This is a genomic window from Acidovorax sp. ACV01, assembly GCF_014851495.1.
Lineage (GTDB): Bacteria > Pseudomonadota > Gammaproteobacteria > Burkholderiales > Burkholderiaceae_C > Acidovorax > Acidovorax radicis.
The window spans coordinates 452,074-469,217 of sequence record NZ_JACUZT010000003.1; the positions used below are offsets into that span (position 1 = coordinate 452,074).

Here is a 17,144-nt window from a genome sequence, read left to right on the forward strand (position 1 = left end):
TTTCGTCGCTGATACGGCAGGATTCCCCCAAGGCCGCGCAAGCGGCCTTTTTCATGTGCATCCAATGCGCACCAACCTTGCCTTGTAAAGTTGCCACCATGCTTGCCCGCCACCATGACCCCATCGTTGCCATCGCCACCGCTCCGGGGCGCGGGGCCGTCGGCATCGTGCGGGTGTCGGGCCGCGCCATCGGCGCGCTGGTGCAGGCGCTGTGCGGCCGTATGCTGAAGCCCCGCGAGGCCACCTACCTGCCCTTTCGGGATGCGCAGGGGCAAGCCATCGACCAGGGGCTGGCGCTGTACTTCCCCGGCCCGCACAGCTACACCGGCGAAGACGTGCTGGAGTTGCAGGCCCACGGCGGCCCCGTGGTGCTGCAATTGCTGCTGGCGCGCTGCCTGGAGGCGGGGGCGACCGCCGACCCCGCCACGGGCCAGCCTTGCCTGCCTGGCCTGCGCCTGGCGCAGCCGGGTGAGTTCACTGAACGTGCCTTCCTGAACGACAAGATCGACCTGGCCCAGGCTGAGGCGATTGCCGATCTCATTGACGCCAGCACCGAGGCCGCGGCCCGCAGCGCCAGCCGGTCGCTGACGGGCGCTTTCTCCGCGGAAATCCACAGCCTGCGTGACGCGCTGGTCCACCTGCGTATGCTGGTGGAGGCCACGCTCGACTTTCCCGAAGAAGAAATCGACTTCCTGCGCAAGGCCGATGCGCACGGGCAGCTATCAAAATTGCAGCAAACGCTGGCCTCCGTGATGCAGCGTGCGCGCCAGGGTGCGCTGCTGCGCGAGGGCATCAAGGTGGTCATCGCGGGCCAACCCAACGCGGGCAAGAGCTCGCTGCTCAACGCGCTGGCAGGTGCCGAGCTGGCCATCGTCACGCCCATTGCCGGCACCACGCGCGACAAGGTGCAGCAGACCATCCAGATCGAGGGTGTGCCCCTGCACATCATCGACACCGCCGGCCTGCGCGACAGCAGCGACGAGGTGGAGCGCATCGGCATCGCGCGCGCCTGGGACGAGATCGCGGGGGCCGACGCGGTGCTGTTCCTGCATGACCTGGAGCGTGTGGATGCTCCTGAATACATAGCTGGTGACGCAGGTATAGCAAGCGCCATGGCCCAAAAAATGCCAAAAAGTATTCCAGTGATCGATGTCTGGAACAAGCTCGACCGCGCCCCGGCGGGAGCACCGGCCCCGGCGGCCGTGGAAACCCGGCCAGGTGTGCGCCTTTCTGCCCGCACGGGCGAGGGGCTGGATGGCCTGCGGCGCCTGCTGCTGCAGGTGGCGGGCTGGCAGTCCGCGCCGGAAGGCCTCTACATCGCCCGGGCCCGGCATGTCGAGGCGTTGCAGGCCGTAGGGGCCCACCTGCAAGAGGCGGCCGACCAGTTGCAGGCGCAGGGGCCGGCGCTGGATCTGCTGGCCGAAGAGCTGCGCCTGGCACAGAACGCCCTCAGTGCAATCACTGGCGAGTTCAGTTCGGACGACCTGCTGGGCGTCATTTTCTCCAGCTTTTGTATCGGCAAATAGGCTCGCAAAAAGCGTGCGGGGGGCGGCCACACCGCCGCTGCCCTCGGTGGATGGACGTGCTGGGCTCCGGCCAGGAAGCAGAGGCCGCCGCCTGTCGCTTATGTTGTAAACGGACGTAAACAGCGCTTGTGCGCAATCTGTAACAAGGGTACTTTCGGCGAACCATGAATGCTTCCACGCCTGTCACGCCTGTTGTTTCCAAGATAGACCTGTCGGGTCTGATCGATGCCATTGCCCAGGCCAGCGCCGACGACAGCATGATCAATCCGCTGACCCCTGCGCAGTGGGATGTCCTGTCGTCTTACCTGTTGCCCGTGGTGATGCCTGCTGGGCAGGTGCTGTTCACCCAGGGCGCGACGGACCGCACCCTGTATCTGGTGGAAAGCGGCAACCTGAGCGTGCACTACCAGGACGAAAAGGAGCGCCTGCGCCTGGCCATCGTGGGGGCGGGCTCCGTGGTGGGCGAGGGCGCGTTTTTCTCGCACCGCGCCCGCAGCGCCACCGTGCAGGCCAGTGCGCCGTGCAAGCTGTGGAGCCTGCCGGCGATCCGCTTTACCGAACTTTCCATCCGCCAGCCCGCCATTGCGCTGGGCCTAGTGATGGCCGCTGGCGCTGTATTGGCCAAGCGGCTGGGCAATCGCCGCCGCCGCGTTGCGGCCACCTGACAGACCACCGATGCAGTTGCGGCCTGCGGGCTTGTGCGGGGCAAAAATGTGTGTACAGCAAGTTACACTCAATTTGGATTTTTCTGGCGCCGTCCCGTAGAAAGCATGCCATGTCTCTGTTCAGTTGGTTTAGCCGCAAACCTGCTTCCCCCAAGCCCCGGCCCATGGCCGAACCGTCGGGCCTGTTGAATGCCGATGCCACGGTACCTCTCTCGCCAGGCCGCCAAGGCAAACCTCTGGTGGAGCCCCTGCCGCCAGAACATGCCGCCAACCGCAAGAACGAGCGCATGGAGCGCCGCGAGCTGCTCTACACCGTGGTCCGCGACGCGATGGTGCGGGCTGGTGTGCTGTCGGCCAGCTACAAGTTCAAGGTGCTGTCGCTGGACCAGCGCGGCCGCCAGTTCCTGGTGATGATGGATCTGGCGCGCGAATACGGCGGTGAGACCGTGCGCCTGAGTGAAATCGAGGCGCTGATCGCCCAGACGGCCAAAACCCGCTACGACATCCTGGTGACCGCCGTGTACTGGCGCATCAATGACCATGTGGCGGTGGGCATTCCGCAGAAGGGTGTTGCGCCCCAGGGGGCTTCCCTGCAGGCAGCGCCACCCTTGGCCCGGCGTCCGCTCCCGGTGGCCGCGGCACCGGCTCCGGTGGCTGCACCGGCCCGCCCGGTGGCGCCCGTGCCGGCAGCCGCCGCCACGGCCCCTGCACCCCTGCGCCCTCCCCTGGCCGCTCCGGCGGTTGCGCCTGCGGCGGTGCCCGCAGCACCAGCCGCGGCACCGCGCCCGGCGCCACGGTACGAACCGATCGAGGCGGACGAAGTGGCTGCGTTCAAGCGCGCCCTGGCTTCGGCGGCAGGCACCACCGCTGCAGCGCCTCTGGCTGCGGCCAAGCCCGGTGTGCCCGTGCGGTCAGGGCCCTTGTTGCCACCTTCTCAGCCCACGGGCTTTGAGGACACCGAAATGCCCGGGGCCGATGGCCCGGCGCCGGACCTGAGCAGCACCCAGTACGGCGAATTGAACTGATCGGCTCGACGCCCACAGAGGCCAAGCCTTCCCTGCGGCGGGCTTTTTTCTTCTGCGGGCGTCAAATGTGGTGGATGCGCGGCCTCAATGCCCTGCAAAATCCACCAGGGTGTACAGCGGCAGGCCCGATTCACGCAGGCGCTGCGAGCCGCCCAGTTCCGGCAAATCCACGATGGCGGCACCCTCGGTGACCGTGGCGCCCAGCTTTTCGAGCAGCTTCTTGCCGGCCATCATGGTTCCACCCGTGGCAATCAGATCGTCGATCAGCAGTACCCGGTCGCCTGCCTTGACGGCATCGGTGTGCAGTTCCACGGTGGCGCTGCCGTACTCGAGTTCGTAGGTTTCCTCGACCGTGGTGAAGGGGAGCTTGCCCTTCTTGCGGATGGGCACGAACCCCACATTCAGCTCATAGGCCACCACGGCGCCCAGGATGAAGCCGCGCGCGTCCAGCCCGGCGACCACATCGGGGCGCAATGCCTTGTCCATATAGCGGTGCACAAAGGCGTCGATCAGCACCCGGAACACCTTGGGGTCCTGCAGCAGCGGGGTGATGTCCCGGAACTGCACGCCGGGCGCGGGCCAGTCGGGCACGGTGCGGATGTGCTGGCGGAGGTATTCGTTGACGCTGAGTGGCTGCATGGGGTCTAGGGGATAAAGAAGGGCTGCACGGGCAAATGCGCGGAGGCCAAAGGCCGTTGCGGGGCAAAGTGTATCCAGCCGGGGCGGGGTGCTTCGAAGGCGTGCCCGGAGCGCTGCGAGCCCCCATAATGTTTCTGTGCTGTTACACCCTTGGTAGCAGCACGCTGGACCACTCCACCACGCCGATCGGCCATGCCCATCTCCATTCTGCTGATCGAAAGCGATCCCCACCACGCGCAGGCGGTGGTGGATGCGCTTGCAGACCCGTGGTCGGGTTGGCGGGTGGATGTGGCGGACTCCCTGGCACAGGCCCGGGACTACCTGGGGCGCCGCAGGCCAGACATCGTGCTGGCGGCGCAGCGCACGGTCGATGGCTCGGCCTTCGACCTGCTGCGGCTGCTCGATGGCGTCCCGGCCATGATCATCGTGCGCCGGGGCGCAGAGACCCATGCGGCCCAGGCCATGCGCCACGGCTTTGATGACTATGCCGTGCAGGACCCCGCACTGGACTACCTGCTGACCCTGCCCGCGCAGATTGATTCGGTGCTGGAGCGCAGTTCCAGCGCCCGTGCCCGGCTGGTGGCAGAGGCCATGCTGACGCGGCAGCACCGGTTGCTGCAGGCGATATCGCTCGCGCAGGCCATGTTCATCGCCAGCTCCGGGCCCCGCGCCGCGTTCGAAGCCTTGCTCAAGGAGCTGATGTCGCTCACGCAGAGCGCCTTTGGCTTGGTCGGGCAGGTGCAACGCGCCGCCGACGGGCATCCCTTCCTGCGGGTGCATGCGATGACGGACATCAGCTGGGACGAGGCCTCCCATGCCCTCTATGCCCAGCACGCGGAAGAAGGCATGGTGTTCGACAACCTGCACTCCCTGGTGGGCGCGGCGCTGGTGTCGGGCGAGCCGGTGCTCACCAACGATGCGAACCACGACCCGCGCAGCGCGGGCACGCCCCCGGGCCATCCCGCGCTGCGCACCTACCTGGGGCTGCCCATCCATGCGGCGGGCGAGCTGGTGGCCATGGTGGGCCTGGCCAACCGGCCCGAGGGGTATTCAGCGGCGGATGTGCAGTTCCTCCAACCCTTGTTGAACACCGTGGGCCAGCTGGAAATGGCCCGTCGCGCCGAGCTGGCCCGCAGGGCGGTCGAGGCAGAACTGGAGCGGACCAGCGCCTTGCTGGCGGAGAAGACGCGCGCCCTCGAAGGCACGCTGGCCAGCGTGTCGCAGGGCATCACCAACGTGGACGCCGAAGGGCGGATCCGGGTCTACAACCGGCGCTATCTGGAACTGCTGGATCTGCCCGAATCCCTGCTGGCCACCCAGCCCAAGGTCGAGGATGTGGTGCGTTTTCAGACCGAGCGGGGCGATTTCGGCACCGGGTTTGAGCTCATTGAGCCCATGGCACGCAACTATGTGGCGTCGGAATATTCTGCCCACGGCGGCAAGCTCACCATGCCGGACGCTTATGTGCGGCGTACCCACAACGGCCGCTACATCGAAGTGCGCACCCGTGCCCTGGAGCCAGGGGGGCGCGTGCGCACCTTCACGGATGTCACCGACTACCTGAGCACCCTGGAGGCCTTGCGCCTGAGCGAATCGCGGTGGCGCAGCCTCACCCACCTGTCCTCCGACTGGTACTGGGAGCAGGACGCGCAGTTTCGCTTTGTGCGCCTGGACGGCAACCCCTACAAGGAAGCCGGTGTGCCCGACGAAATGCACTATGGCCGCACGCGCTGGGAGCTGCCCAACAGCCTCGTGAGCGAGGGCCAGTGGCGCGCGCACCGCAGTCAGCTGGAGGCACACGAGGTGTTCCACGATTTCGAAATGCAGCGCCTGACCGAGGATGGAAAACCCGTATGGGTCTCCATCAGCGGGGAGCCCATCTTTGATGGGGCCGGCCAGTTCACGGGCTACCGGGGCGTGGCGCGCGACATCACCGAACGCAAGCTGGCCGAGGCCGAGATCCAGCGCCTGGCCTTCTATGATGAACTCACCGGCCTGCCCAACCGGCGGCTGCTCATGGACCGCCTGGACCGCACGGCCAACGCGTGCGCGCGGGAGGGTTGCCACGGGGCCTTGCTGTTCCTGGACCTCGACAACTTCAAGGGCATCAACGACACCATGGGCCACGAGTGGGGCGACCGGCTGCTCGTGCAGGTGGGCGGGCGCATCGCCGCTTGCGTGCGTGCCACCGACACGGTGGCACGTTTGGGCGGAGACGAGTTCGTGGTGGTGCTGCAGGGCCTCCATGCCGAAGTGGACGCTGCGGCCGCAGAAGCCGAGGCCGTGGCGCAGAAGGTGCTGGCGGCGCTGAACGAGCCCTATCTGGTGCAAAACAGCGAAGTGCACAGCACGCCCAGCATTGGCATTGCCCTTTTTCGCGGTGTGCAGCTGCCCGTGCAGGAGCTGCTCAAGCGCGCCGATCTGGCCATGTACCAGGCCAAGGCGCAGGGCCGCAACACGCTGTGCTTCTTTGACCCCGCCATGCAGGCGGCGGCGTCTGCAAGGTCGGCGTTGGAAGGCGACATGCGGCAGGGCATCCTGCGCAACGAGTTCCTGCTGCACTACCAGCCGGTGGTGGACGAGGCTGGCAAGGTGCTGGGGGCCGAGGCACTGGTGCGGTGGAACCACCCGCTGCGCGGCATGGTGTCGCCCGGGGACTTCATCCCCCTGGCAGAGCAGACCGGCCTGATCCTGGCGCTGGGCCGCCAGGTGTTGACCATGGCCTGCCGCCAGCTGGCGCTCTGGGCCGCAGCGCCGCAGACCGCAGGCTGGAGCGTGGCCGTGAACGTGAGCGCGCAGGAGTTCCGGCAACCCGACTTTGCCGAGGAAGTGATCAGCGTGCTGCGCGATTGCGGGGCGGACCCGGCACACCTCAAGCTCGAACTCACCGAAAGCCTGCTGCTGCATGACGTGGAGGACAGCATCCTCAAGATGCAGGCGCTGCGCACGCTGGGCGTGGGCTTCTCGCTGGACGACTTTGGCACGGGCTATTCATCGCTGAGCTACCTCAAGCGCCTGCCGCTGGACCAGCTCAAGATCGACCAGAGCTTTGTGCGCGACGTGCTCACCGACCCCAACGATGCCACCATCGCCTGCACCATCATCACCCTGGCCCACAGCCTGGGCCTGGACGTGGTGGCCGAAGGGGTGGAAACCGAAGGGCAGCGCGCGTTTCTGCTGCGCAACGGTTGCCAGCAGTTCCAGGGCTACCTGTTCGGGCGGCCCGGGCCCGCCGAGCTTTTGTAGATTGCTATTAAATATATAGCTATTAGCGCTTGATAGATAAGCGCTAGAGCCATATTTTGTTCAATTTTTTGCTTCCAGTCCCGCTGAAAACTGGCGCGGCTTGACGCCAGGACCGCCGCGCAAGGGCCGCCCCGCCGCGCTGGCGGTGTCCCCCTTCCCGCATTGCGTAGCGATGCGAGAGAAGGGGGAAGCGGCGCAGCCGCTCAGGGGGAAGCACTCTGCCTCTACCCGCGCAGCAACTTGTCTTCCGCCAGCGCCAGCGCCGCTGGGTGGCCCGAGAGCACCAGCGTATCGCCTTCGGCCAACTGTGCGTCGTCCACGGCGTCGCTCATGTGGCCGTTGCCGCGTCGCAGGTTCACCACACGCACGCCCATGGCGGGCAGTGCCAGCTGGCCCAGGCTGCGGCCCAGGGCCGTAGCACCGGGCGGCAGGTTGAGGGTGGACAGGCGCTCCTGGTCGCGCTCGTTGGCGGTGTCGTCGTCGGCGCCGTGGAAGTAGCCACGCAGCAGGTTGTAGCGCGCATCGCGCTGGTCCTGCACCAGGCGCAGCACGCGGCGCATGGGCACGCCCACCAGCGCCAGCGCGTGGCTGGCCAGCATCAGCGAGCCCTCGATGGCCTCGGGCACCACCTCGGTGGCGCCGGCGGCCTGCAGCTTGTCCAGGTTGGCGTCGTCCTGCGTGCGCACCACCACCGGCACGTGGGGTGCATGGGACCGCGTGTTGGCCAGCACCTTGAGGGCCGCAGGCACGTCGATGTAGGTCACGGCCACGGCACTGGCCCGCACCAAACCGGCCGCCATCAGCGCCTGCAGGCGGGTGGCGTCGCCGTACACCACCGAGTCGCCGGCGGCAGCGGCCTGGCGCACGCGGTCCGGGTCCAGGTCCAGCGCCATGTACGGGATGCCTTCGTGCTCCAGCATGCGCGCCAGGTTCTGGCCGCAGCGGCCGTAGCCGCAGATGATCACGTGCTTGCTGGTGTTGATGGACTTGCGCGCAATGGACGTCATCTGCAGCGACTGCTGCAACCAGTCGCTGGCCACCAGCTTCATCACGATGCGGTTGCTGTACATGATGAGGAAGGGCGTGGCCAGCATCGACAGCACCATGGCCGCGAGGATGGGGTTCATGAGCGCGGGCTGCACCAGCCCGTTGGCCTGCGTGAGCGACAACAGCACAAAACCGAATTCGCCCGCCTGGGCGAGGTACAGCCCGGTGCGCAGGGCCACGCCGGTGGTGGCCCCCATGCTGCGGGCCAGCACCAGGATGATCACCAGCTTGAGGAGCAAGGGCACCGTGAGCAGCGCCAGCACCAGCGCCCAGCGGTCCACCAGGATGTGCCAGTCCAGCATCATGCCGATGGTGATGAAGAACAGCCCCAACAGCACGTCGTGGAACGGGCGGATGTCCGTGCCCACCTGGTGGCGGTATTCGGTCTCCGACACCAGCACGCCAGCAATGAAGGCTCCAAGGGCCAGGCTCAGCCCGGCCAGCTCCGTCAGCCAGGCCAGGCCCAGCGTGATCAGCAGCAGGTTGAGCATGAACAACTCTTCGCTCTTGCGCCGCGCCACCAGCGTGAGCCACCAGCGCATGAACCGCTGGCCACCGGTGAGCAGAATGCCCACCAGCACGGTCGCCTTGATCAGCGCCCAGCCCAGTGACGTCAGCAACTCGTCGGGGGACGAGCCCAGGGCCGGAATCAGCACCAGCAGCGGCACCACGGCCAGGTCCTGGAACAGCAGGATGCCCATCACACGGCGGCCATGTTCACTCTCCAGCTCGGCCCGTTCGGCCATCAGCTTGACCACAATGGCCGTGCTGCTCATCGCCATCACGCCCGAGAGCGCCAGCGCGGTCTGCCAGCCCATGTCCCACACACCGCCCGCCCAGCGGGCCAGCAGCAGCGCGGTGCCAGTCACCACCACCATCGTCAGCACCACTTGCATCAGGCCGAGGCCGAATACCTGGCGCCGCATGGCGCGCAGCTTGGGCAGGCTGAACTCCAGGCCAATGGCGAACATCAGGAACACCACGCCAAACTCGCCCAGGTGCCGCACGCCTTCCGAGTTTTGTGCCAGCGCCAGCGCATGGGGGCCGATGAGCACTCCAGCGGCCAGGTAGCCCAGCATGGGTGGCAGCTTCAGGCTGCGGCAGACCACGACACCCAGCACTGCGGCCAACAGGTAAAGCAAGGTGAGGGCGAGGGAGGACATGGTTCGATGCTATCCGAGGCTCGCAGGCGGCCCAGGTGTTTTCTGCTCGAAGCATGCTCCGTGCCAGAGCGATGGCAAAAAATCTTGCCCCGTGCGGGCATGCCCCGGTCGATAGAATCCTCGGGATGACCCCTGCCCCCGCCACGCTGCCCCCTTTTGATGCCGAGCAGGCCCTGCGCCTGGCCCGTGAGACCTTTGACATCGAGGCGGCGGCGTTGACCGGGCTGGCGGCCCGCGTCGATGGCATCTTTGCCCAGGCGGTGCAGATGGTGCTGCAGGCCCGGGGCCGTGTGGTGGTGATGGGCATGGGCAAAAGCGGCCATGTGGGCCGCAAGATTGCCGCCACGCTGGCTTCCACCGGCACGCCTGCGTTTTTTGTGCACCCGGCGGAGGCCAGCCACGGCGATCTGGGCATGGTCACTGGCGACGACTTGGTGCTGGGCATTTCCAACAGCGGCGAAAGTGGCGAGCTCACCGCCATCCTGCCCGTGCTCAAGCGCCTGGGCGCCCCTCTGATCGCGATGACCGGCGGGCTGCAGTCCACGCTCGCCCGCCATGCCGATCTGGTGCTCGACTGCAGCGTGGAGCGCGAGGCCTGTCCCCTGAACCTGGCCCCCACTGCCAGCACCACGGCCCAGCTGGCCATGGGCGACGCCCTGGCCGTGGCCCTGCTCGACGCCCGGGGCTTTCGCCCCGAAGATTTCGCCCGTTCGCACCCCGGCGGTGCGCTGGGGCGCAAGCTGCTCACCCATGTAAGCGATGTCATGCGCACCGGCAGCGAGGTTCCGCGCGTGGCGCCCGACGCCTCTTTCAGCGACCTCATGCGCGAGATGAGCGCCAAGGGACTGGGCGCCTCGGCCATCGTGGATGCAGCCGGCCAGGTGCTGGGCATCTTCACCGACGGCGACCTGCGCCGCCGCATCGAGGCCGGGGCCGACCTGCGCACGGCCACGGCGGCCGAGGTGATGCACCCCAAACCGCGCCGCATTGCCCCGGATGCCCTCGCGGTGGATGCCGCGGAAATGATGGAAGCCCACGGCATCACCAGCGTGCTGGTGGCCGATGCGGCAGGTGTGCTGATGGGGGTCGTGCACATCGGCGACCTGATGCGCGCGAAAGTCATATGACCCCCGTGGAGAGGACCCCCCTGAGTCGCTTCGCGCCTTCCCCTCTTGAAGGGGGGACGCACCCTCTGGCCCGGCGAAGCCGGTTCCACGGGTGCGCTGGCTTTTGCCGTGCTTGTTCAAACGCTGCGTGATGATTTCTGACGTGACCTTTCCTGTGCTGCAATTTCCCCCCGAGCTGCTGCTGCGCGCCCAAGGCGTGCGCATTGCCTTCTTCGATGTCGATGGCGTGCTGACCGATGGCGGCCTGTATTTCAGCGAATCGGGTGAAACGCTCAAGCGCTTCAACACCCTGGACGGGCATGGGCTCAAGCTGCTGCAAAAGGCGGGCATCACCCCTGCGGTCATCACGGGCCGTGACTCCGCGCCGCTGCGCGTGCGCCTGAAGGCGCTGGGCGTGGAACATGCCGTGTTCGGCACCGAAGACAAACGCCCCGCTGCCGAGCAGATGCTGGCCACGCTGGGGCTGGACTGGTCCCAGGCTGCCGCGATGGGCGACGACTGGCCCGACCTGCCAGTGATGCGCCGCAGTGCTTTTGCGTGTGCCCCGGCCAACGCGCAGGCCGAAGTGCGCCATGCCGCCCATTTTGTGACGCAGGCCCGTGGGGGCGATGGCGCTGCGCGCGAGCTGTGCGATCTGCTGCTGGTGGCCACCGGGCGTTACGCCGCGCTGCTGGCGGAGTACACCGCATGAGCCTGAATTTCCTGCGCTCTTTGCCCCTCTGCCAGGTTGCCGTGCCCGGCCCGGAGGCAACGCCGTGACGCGCAACATGGTTCGCCAGGGCTGGGAACAGTTCTCGCTGTATCTGCCCGTCGTGCTCATGGGGCTGCTGGCGCTGGGCACCTGGTGGCTGGTGCGCAACGCGCCCATGCCGCTGCTACCTACTGCCGAGCGCCAGCAGGGGCACCAGCCCGACTATTTCATGAAGTCGTTTTCGGTAAAAAGCTTTGACGCCACGGGGCGCCTGCAAAGTGAAGTGCAAGGCGAAGAGGCGCGGCACTACCCCGACACCGATACGCTGGAGATCGACAACGCGCGCATGCGCTCGGTAACACCGCTCGGCCGCCTCACCGTGGCCACGGCAGACCGGGCCCTGACCAATGCCGATGGCTCGGAAGTGCAGCTGTTTGGCAACGCCATCGTCACGCGCGAGCCCCTGCCTGCCAAGCCAGGATCGCCCGCCCAGCCCCGGCTGGAGTTCCGCAGCGAATTTCTGCATGCTTACACCAACACCGAACGCGTGCGGTCCGACAAGCCCGTCACACTCACCCGCGGCAACGACCGTTTTACCGCCGATGGCATGGACTACGACAATCTCGACCAGGTGCTGCAGCTGCGCGGACGTGTGCGTGGCGTGCTCCAGCCCGGCGTGGCCAAGCCCTAGTACCTTGCCCCATTCGGAACCCGCATGACCACTCCCCTTGTTTTCATCACCGGCGCATCCAGCGGCATTGGCCAGGCCCTGGCCTTGCGCTTTCACCGCTCGGGCTACCGCCTGGCCCTCGTGGCACGGCGAACTTCTGAGGTGAAAACATGGGCTGGCGCTCAAGGAATAAGCGCTGATAGCTATGAAATTTATAGTGCTGACGTGGCCGTGACCGACAGCATCGTCGTTGCGGGCCGCGATTGCATCGCGCGCCAGGGGGTGCCCGATGTGGTCATTGCCAATGCGGGCATCAGCGTGGGCATGGACACGGCGGTGCGTGATGACATCGACGTGATGGCGCGCACCTTTGCCACCAACAACATCGGCGTGGCGGCCACCTTCCATCCGTTTGCCGACGCGATGGCGCAGCGGGGCAGCGGCACGCTGGTAGGCATCGGCAGCGTGGCAGGCATCCGGGGCCTGCCCGGGCATGGTGCGTATTGCGCCAGCAAGGCGGCCGTTATCAGCTACTGCGAGAGCCTGCGCGGGGAGATGCGCCCGCACGGAGTGCGTGTGGTCACCATTTCTCCGGGCTACATCGATACTCCGCTCACCCGCCAGAACCGCTACGGCATGCCGTTTCTGATGCAGGCCGATGATTTTGCGGACCGTGCCTATCGGGCTATCACGGCCGGCGTTAGCTACCGGGTCATCCCCTGGCAAATGGGGGTGGTTGCCAAGTTGCTGCGCATGGTGCCGAACGTGCTGTTCGACAAGCTGCTGGCCGGGCGCCCGCGCAAGCGGCGCCAGAGCGAGCAGTAGCCGCCAGCCAGGCCTCGGTCCCCTCTTTGGGGTCTTTTGTGCAGGCTCTTCGTAGCTGCGCAGGACGAAGGTACCGCCGCCAACCGCCGGAATCCCTTGCTTGTTGGTAGCGCATGAAAAAAGCCCCCGAGGGGGCTTTTAGAGAAATTTCAAAGACAGTTTTCAGTAGCTGTTGCCGCCGCCACCGTAGCCACCGCCACCACCGCCGTTGCGGCCACCGCCGCCGCCATTGCGGGAACCGGAACCGTAGGGGCTGCGGAATCCGCCTTCACTGCGGCCGCCGCCACCGTAACCGCCACCTCCGCCTTCACGGCCACCACCATAGCCTCCACCGCCGCCGCCTTCACGGCCACCGCCGTAACCGCCGCCACCACTGCGGCCCCCACCGCCGCCGCCGTAACCGCCGCCACCACCACCGCCAAATCCACCACTGCGGGGCGGACGGGGTTCCATGGGGCGTGCTTCATTCACAACGATGCTGCGGCCACCCAGTGGCTGGCCATTCATACCGTTGATGGCGGCCTGGGCTTCAGCATCGTTACCCATTTCCACGAAGCCAAAGCCCTTGGAGCGGCCCGTGTCGCGCTCCATCATGACCTTGGCGCTGGTCACCGCGCCGAATTGGCCAAAGGCCTGTTCCAGATCGCTGTCGCGCACCGAGTACGGCAGGTTGCCGACGTACAGTTTGTTGCCCATCGAGGGACTCCTCAAAAACACATGGATAAAGCGATGGAGTCCCGAAAACGCAGCCAGCTAATCTCAATGACGCTCTCAGCGCGAAACTGACGGATCACCGCAAACTTGGAAAACGGGCAAAGCCCGCGAACCCATTATGCGCCACACTTTTGGTGAAAAAGCAAGCGGCAATGCCGACTGTGGTGGCGATACCGCGCAGGCATGAAAAAAGGAGCCCTGGGGCCCCTTTGTTTTGCCTTTGGCAGACGAAAAGGTCTGCCAGCAAGGTCTTTTTAGTAGCTGCTACGGCCACCGCCGTAACCACCACCACCGCCACCGCCGCTACGGCCACCGCCGTAACCGCCGCCGCCGCCACCACCGCCGTAACCGCCACCACCACCGTTGCCGCCGCCGAAGCCGCCGCTACGGGGAGCGCGTGGCTCCATAGGACGGGCTTCGTTGACCACGAGGTCACGGCCGCCGAAGTTGGTGCCATGCACGCCTTGGATGGCGGCTTGGGCTTCAGCATCGCTGCCCATTTCGACAAAGCCGAAACCCTTGGAGCGGCCGGTGTCACGTTCCATCATGACCTTGGCGCTGCCGACCGAGCCGTACTGGCTGAAGGTCTGTTGCAGATCTTCGTCGCGGAAAGAATAAGGCAGGTTGCCCACGTAAAGTTTGTTGCCCATGAAGGACTCCTGAAAAAACACAAAAACGCGATGGAGTCCGACGCAATCAACAAACCTGTGACGACTTCAAAGACGCGAAACTGACCATTCACCGCTAAGCCAACTGCTTTCCTGCAAGCAGAAAAGCGAACCCATTATTAATCACTTTATGAGGTGTGTGGGGTTTATTTCTGGGGAAAGCCACTCATCGGGCACAAATTTGTAGAGATTCCGGGCTGCGCGCAAGGGGTATTCAGGGGAAACCCGCACAGTTTGTGGTGCCATGCCGCCGTACTCAGGCGCCAGCCACCGACGGCCCAGCCCGAGGTCCCTGTCCGCCAGCAGGGTAAAATACGCGGGTCTTTGGGGAGTAGCCCGCCCGGCCGCGCAACGCGCCGGGGGCATGCGTCAACACACTTGGGTTCTTCGAAACCTATGGCGTATGCGGTTTTTTTGAACTGGGCGAGACCATTGACTGCAAACCGATCCACATGGCCGGAGTCGGGGTGCAGTCAATGCGTTTTTCACCCATCCGGCCGGATAGGACCCCCTCCCCCATGGAAGCCTTCTTCATTTCTACCGCCATCGTCGCGCTTGCCGAGATGGGCGACAAGACGCAGCTGCTCGCGCTGGTGCTGGCGGCACGCTTTCGCAAACCCTGGCCCATCGTGTTCGGTATCCTGGTCGCCACGCTGGTCAACCACGGCCTGGCCGGTGCTGTCGGTGCCTGGGTGACCACCTTCCTGGGCCCCCAGGTACTGCGCTGGATCCTGGGTGCATCGTTCATTGCCATGGCGGTCTGGATGCTGATCCCCGACAAGCTCGATGAGGGTGAAGCCGACGGATCGCCACGCTGGGGTGTGTTTGGCACCACCGTGGTCGCATTCTTCCTGGCCGAGATGGGCGACAAGACCCAGATCGCCACCGTCATGCTGGCTGCCAAATACAACGCCTACCTGTGGGTGGTGGCGGGCACAACGCTGGGCATGATGCTGGCCAATGCGCCGGTGGTCTGGCTGGGCGAGCGCATCACGCGCAAGGTGCCCATCCGCGCGGTGCACCTGGTGTCTGCCGCCATCTTTCTGGTGCTGGGGCTGCTGGCGATTTTTTCGTCTGCAGGTTGATCTGGTCGGTGCGACGGGCTGTGCGTTGGGGCTCTGCTTTGGTATATTTGCCAAACGCGCCGATTTGCCACAGCTTGCGGGCGCTTTATAAATCCTGCTAAAGACCCGTCCGACACATCTGCCCGGCCTCGTTTTTAGCGACGCCGGGTATTTTTTTGCGCTGGGTCCGGTCTCCAGGCAAAAGCGGCTTCCTTGTGGAGCAGCGGCGCGCGCAAGCGGTGGAACGTGAGGGCCCACCAGTTCCAACTATGTCGTTCATCGCCACACCCCAGACCATGCACTTTGCGGAGGTGCTGCCGCTGCAAAGCGGTGCGACCATCCGCGCCTTCGACCTGGCCTACGAGACCTACGGCACGCTCAATGCCGACCGCTCCAACGCCGTGCTCGTGTGCCACGCGCTCAACGCCTCCCACCACGTGGCGGGCGTCTACGCCGGGCAGGACAAGAGCGAAGGCTGGTGGGACAACATGATCGGCCCGGGCAAGCCGGTGGACACCGACCGCTTCTTCGTGATCGGCGTGAACAACCTGGGCTCGTGCTTCGGCTCCACCGGCCCCATGCACACGCACCCCGACACGGGCGAGGTCTACGGCGCGGACTTCCCGGTGGTCACGGTGGAGGACTGGGTCAACGCCCAGGCCCGCCTGCTCGACCGCCTGGGCATACGGCAACTGGCCGCCGTGCTGGGCGGCAGCCTGGGCGGCATGCAGGCCCTGAGCTGGACGCTGCAGTATCCCGAGCGCATGCGCCACGCCGTGGTGGTGGCCAGCGCGCCCAACCTCACGGCCGAGAACATCGCCTTCAACGAGGTCGCCCGCCGCGCCATCGTGACCGACCCGGACTTCCACGGCGGGCACTTCTACCGCCACGGCGTGATCCCCAAGCGCGGCCTGCGCATCGCCCGCATGATCGGCCACATCACGTACCTCAGCGACGATGTGATGAACGAGAAGTTCGGCCGCAGCTTGCGTGCGCCCACGCTCCCCGCTTCGCGTGGTTCGCTGCCTCCCGAGGGGGCTGGTCCGGCTCGGGGCGGCCCAGCGCCGGACCTCCGCGACTATCTGTACAGCACCCAGGACATCGAATTCCAGATCGAGAGCTACCTGCGCTACCAGGGCGACAAGTTCAGCGACTACTTCGACGCCAATACCTACCTGCTGATCACCCGCGCGCTCGACTACTTCGACCCCGCCCGCGCGCACGCCGGCAACCTCACGCGGGCCCTCGCGCGGGCCACGGCGCGGTTCCTGCTGGTGAGCTTCACCACCGACTGGCGCTTCTCGCCCCAGCGCAGCCGAGAGATCGTCAAGGCCCTGCTCGACAACCGCCGCAGCGTGAGCTACGCCGAGATCGACGCACCCCACGGCCACGACGCCTTCCTGCTCGATGACGCCCGCTACATGGGCGTGATGCGCTCTTACTTCGATAGCATTGCCAAGGAGGTGCAGCCATGACCGACAAAGCCGCCATGGAGGCGCTGGCGCGCCTGGTGCCGCAGGGCAGCCGGGTGCTCGACCTGGGCTGCGGCAATGGCGCCATGCTCGACTACCTGCAGCGCGAACGCGGCTGCAGCGGCTACGGCGTGGAGATCGCCGATGCCAACGTGCTGGCCTGCGTGCAGCGCGGGGTGGACGTGATCCAGCTCAACCTGGACGAAGGGCTGGCCATGTTCGGCGACAACAGCTTCGACGTGGTGCTGCAGATCGACACGCTGCAGCACCTGCGCAATGCCGAGGTCATGCTGCGCGAAACGGCCCGCGTGGGCCGCACCGGCGTGGTGGCCTTTCCCAACTTCGCGCACTGGCCCAACCGCCTGTCCGTCCTGCGCGGGCGCATGCCCGTCACGCGCCGCCTGCCCTACCAGTGGTACGACACGCCCAACATCCGCGTGGGCACCTACAAGGACTTCGAGGTGCTGGCCACCAAGAACAGCCTGCGCATCCTGGAGTCCTTCGGCCTGCAGGACGGGCAGGAAGTGCGCTGGCTGCCCAACATGCGGGCCAGCACGGCAGTGTTCCATTTTGAACATGCGTAGCGATGCGGCGTCCATCGG

Annotated in this window: 15 protein-coding genes and 1 riboswitch; of the genes, 11 read left to right on the forward strand and 4 right to left on the reverse strand. The window is 66.2% G+C overall.

What is annotated here, in order from left to right; translation table 11 throughout:
• Nucleotides 1-98: 98 nt before the first annotated feature.
• The 3 genes from mnmE (at nucleotide 99) to IB243_RS10790 (ending at nucleotide 3,216) form a co-directional block, all read left to right on the forward strand.
• The gene (gene mnmE, locus IB243_RS10780; protein WP_192426909.1) at nucleotides 99-1,526 is read left to right on the forward strand and encodes a tRNA uridine-5-carboxymethylaminomethyl(34) synthesis GTPase MnmE; all 1,428 of its coding nucleotides are present in this window, start codon (nucleotides 99-101) and stop codon (nucleotides 1,524-1,526) included.
• A 164-nt stretch (nucleotides 1,527-1,690) separates the two neighbouring features.
• On the forward strand, nucleotides 1,691-2,191 hold the full coding sequence (locus IB243_RS10785) for a Crp/Fnr family transcriptional regulator (protein WP_010464890.1): 501 nt from the start codon (nucleotides 1,691-1,693) through the stop codon (nucleotides 2,189-2,191).
• A gap of 110 nt (nucleotides 2,192-2,301) precedes the next feature.
• Entirely contained in the window at nucleotides 2,302-3,216 is a 915-nt protein-coding gene (locus IB243_RS10790; protein ID WP_029414184.1) for a hypothetical protein, read from the forward strand.
• A gap of 84 nt (nucleotides 3,217-3,300) precedes the next feature.
• Here the strand turns inward: IB243_RS10790 and IB243_RS10795 are convergent, their stop codons facing one another.
• Nucleotides 3,301-3,855, reverse strand: a complete 555-nt coding sequence (locus IB243_RS10795) for an adenine phosphoribosyltransferase (protein WP_010464886.1) — start codon at nucleotides 3,853-3,855, stop codon at nucleotides 3,301-3,303.
• Between the two features lie 192 nt (nucleotides 3,856-4,047).
• Here IB243_RS10795 and IB243_RS10800 point away from each other — a divergent pair, with 192 nt between their 5' ends.
• A complete protein-coding gene (locus IB243_RS10800; RefSeq protein WP_192426911.1) occupies nucleotides 4,048-7,101 on the forward strand; it encodes an EAL domain-containing protein in 3,054 nt (1,017 codons plus the stop codon).
• 224 nt (nucleotides 7,102-7,325) lie between these two features.
• On the opposite strand, the gene IB243_RS10805 is transcribed toward IB243_RS10800, so the two are convergent.
• Nucleotides 7,326-9,311 carry a monovalent cation:proton antiporter-2 (CPA2) family protein gene (locus tag IB243_RS10805; RefSeq protein ID WP_192426913.1) on the reverse strand — a complete coding sequence of 662 codons (1,986 nt, stop codon included), beginning with the start codon at nucleotides 9,309-9,311 and terminating at the stop codon, nucleotides 7,326-7,328.
• Nucleotides 9,312-9,436: 125 nt separating this feature from the next.
• On the opposite strand from IB243_RS10805, the gene IB243_RS10810 reads away from it, so the two are divergent.
• The 4 genes from IB243_RS10810 to IB243_RS10825 all read left to right on the forward strand — a co-directional run bounded on the left by IB243_RS10810 (nucleotide 9,437) and on the right by IB243_RS10825 (nucleotide 12,624).
• Nucleotides 9,437-10,438 carry an SIS domain-containing protein gene (locus IB243_RS10810; RefSeq protein WP_010464880.1) on the forward strand — a complete coding sequence of 334 codons (1,002 nt, stop codon included), beginning with the start codon at nucleotides 9,437-9,439 and terminating at the stop codon, nucleotides 10,436-10,438.
• A 130-nt stretch (nucleotides 10,439-10,568) separates the two neighbouring features.
• Complete coding sequence (locus IB243_RS10815) at nucleotides 10,569-11,129, forward strand: HAD family hydrolase (protein ID WP_192427419.1); 561 nt, start codon at nucleotides 10,569-10,571, stop codon at nucleotides 11,127-11,129.
• A 76-nt stretch (nucleotides 11,130-11,205) separates the two neighbouring features.
• Nucleotides 11,206-11,820: an LPS export ABC transporter periplasmic protein LptC gene (lptC, locus tag IB243_RS10820; RefSeq protein ID WP_035197631.1), complete on the forward strand. Its 615-nt coding sequence runs from the start codon at nucleotides 11,206-11,208 to the stop codon at nucleotides 11,818-11,820.
• Between the two features lie 24 nt (nucleotides 11,821-11,844).
• Entirely contained in the window at nucleotides 11,845-12,624 is a 780-nt protein-coding gene (locus IB243_RS10825; RefSeq protein ID WP_192426914.1) for an SDR family oxidoreductase, read from the forward strand.
• Between the two features lie 162 nt (nucleotides 12,625-12,786).
• On the opposite strand, the gene IB243_RS10830 is transcribed toward IB243_RS10825, so the two are convergent.
• Together IB243_RS10830 and IB243_RS10835 are read right to left on the reverse strand one after the other, a co-directional pair.
• Nucleotides 12,787-13,320: an RNA-binding protein gene (locus IB243_RS10830; RefSeq protein WP_192426916.1), complete on the reverse strand. Its 534-nt coding sequence runs from the start codon at nucleotides 13,318-13,320 to the stop codon at nucleotides 12,787-12,789.
• A gap of 272 nt (nucleotides 13,321-13,592) precedes the next feature.
• Nucleotides 13,593-13,988, reverse strand: a complete 396-nt coding sequence (locus tag IB243_RS10835; protein WP_010464871.1) for an RNA-binding protein — start codon at nucleotides 13,986-13,988, stop codon at nucleotides 13,593-13,595.
• A gap of 332 nt (nucleotides 13,989-14,320) precedes the next feature.
• Nucleotides 14,321-14,515: riboswitch (yybP-ykoY riboswitch) on the forward strand.
• 9 nt (nucleotides 14,516-14,524) lie between these two features.
• Between IB243_RS10835 and IB243_RS10840 the strand changes: the two genes are divergently transcribed.
• From IB243_RS10840 to metW, 3 genes are all read left to right on the forward strand, one after another.
• Nucleotides 14,525-15,091: a TMEM165/GDT1 family protein gene (locus tag IB243_RS10840; protein ID WP_010464869.1), complete on the forward strand. Its 567-nt coding sequence runs from the start codon at nucleotides 14,525-14,527 to the stop codon at nucleotides 15,089-15,091.
• A gap of 248 nt (nucleotides 15,092-15,339) precedes the next feature.
• Nucleotides 15,340-16,545: a homoserine O-acetyltransferase gene (locus IB243_RS10845; protein WP_192426918.1), complete on the forward strand. Its 1,206-nt coding sequence runs from the start codon at nucleotides 15,340-15,342 to the stop codon at nucleotides 16,543-16,545.
• Entirely contained in the window at nucleotides 16,542-17,126 is a 585-nt protein-coding gene (gene metW, locus IB243_RS10850) for a methionine biosynthesis protein MetW (protein WP_192426920.1), read from the forward strand. The genes IB243_RS10845 and metW overlap by 4 nt, the downstream gene beginning before the upstream one ends.
• The last annotated feature ends 18 nt before the right edge of the window (nucleotides 17,127-17,144 follow it).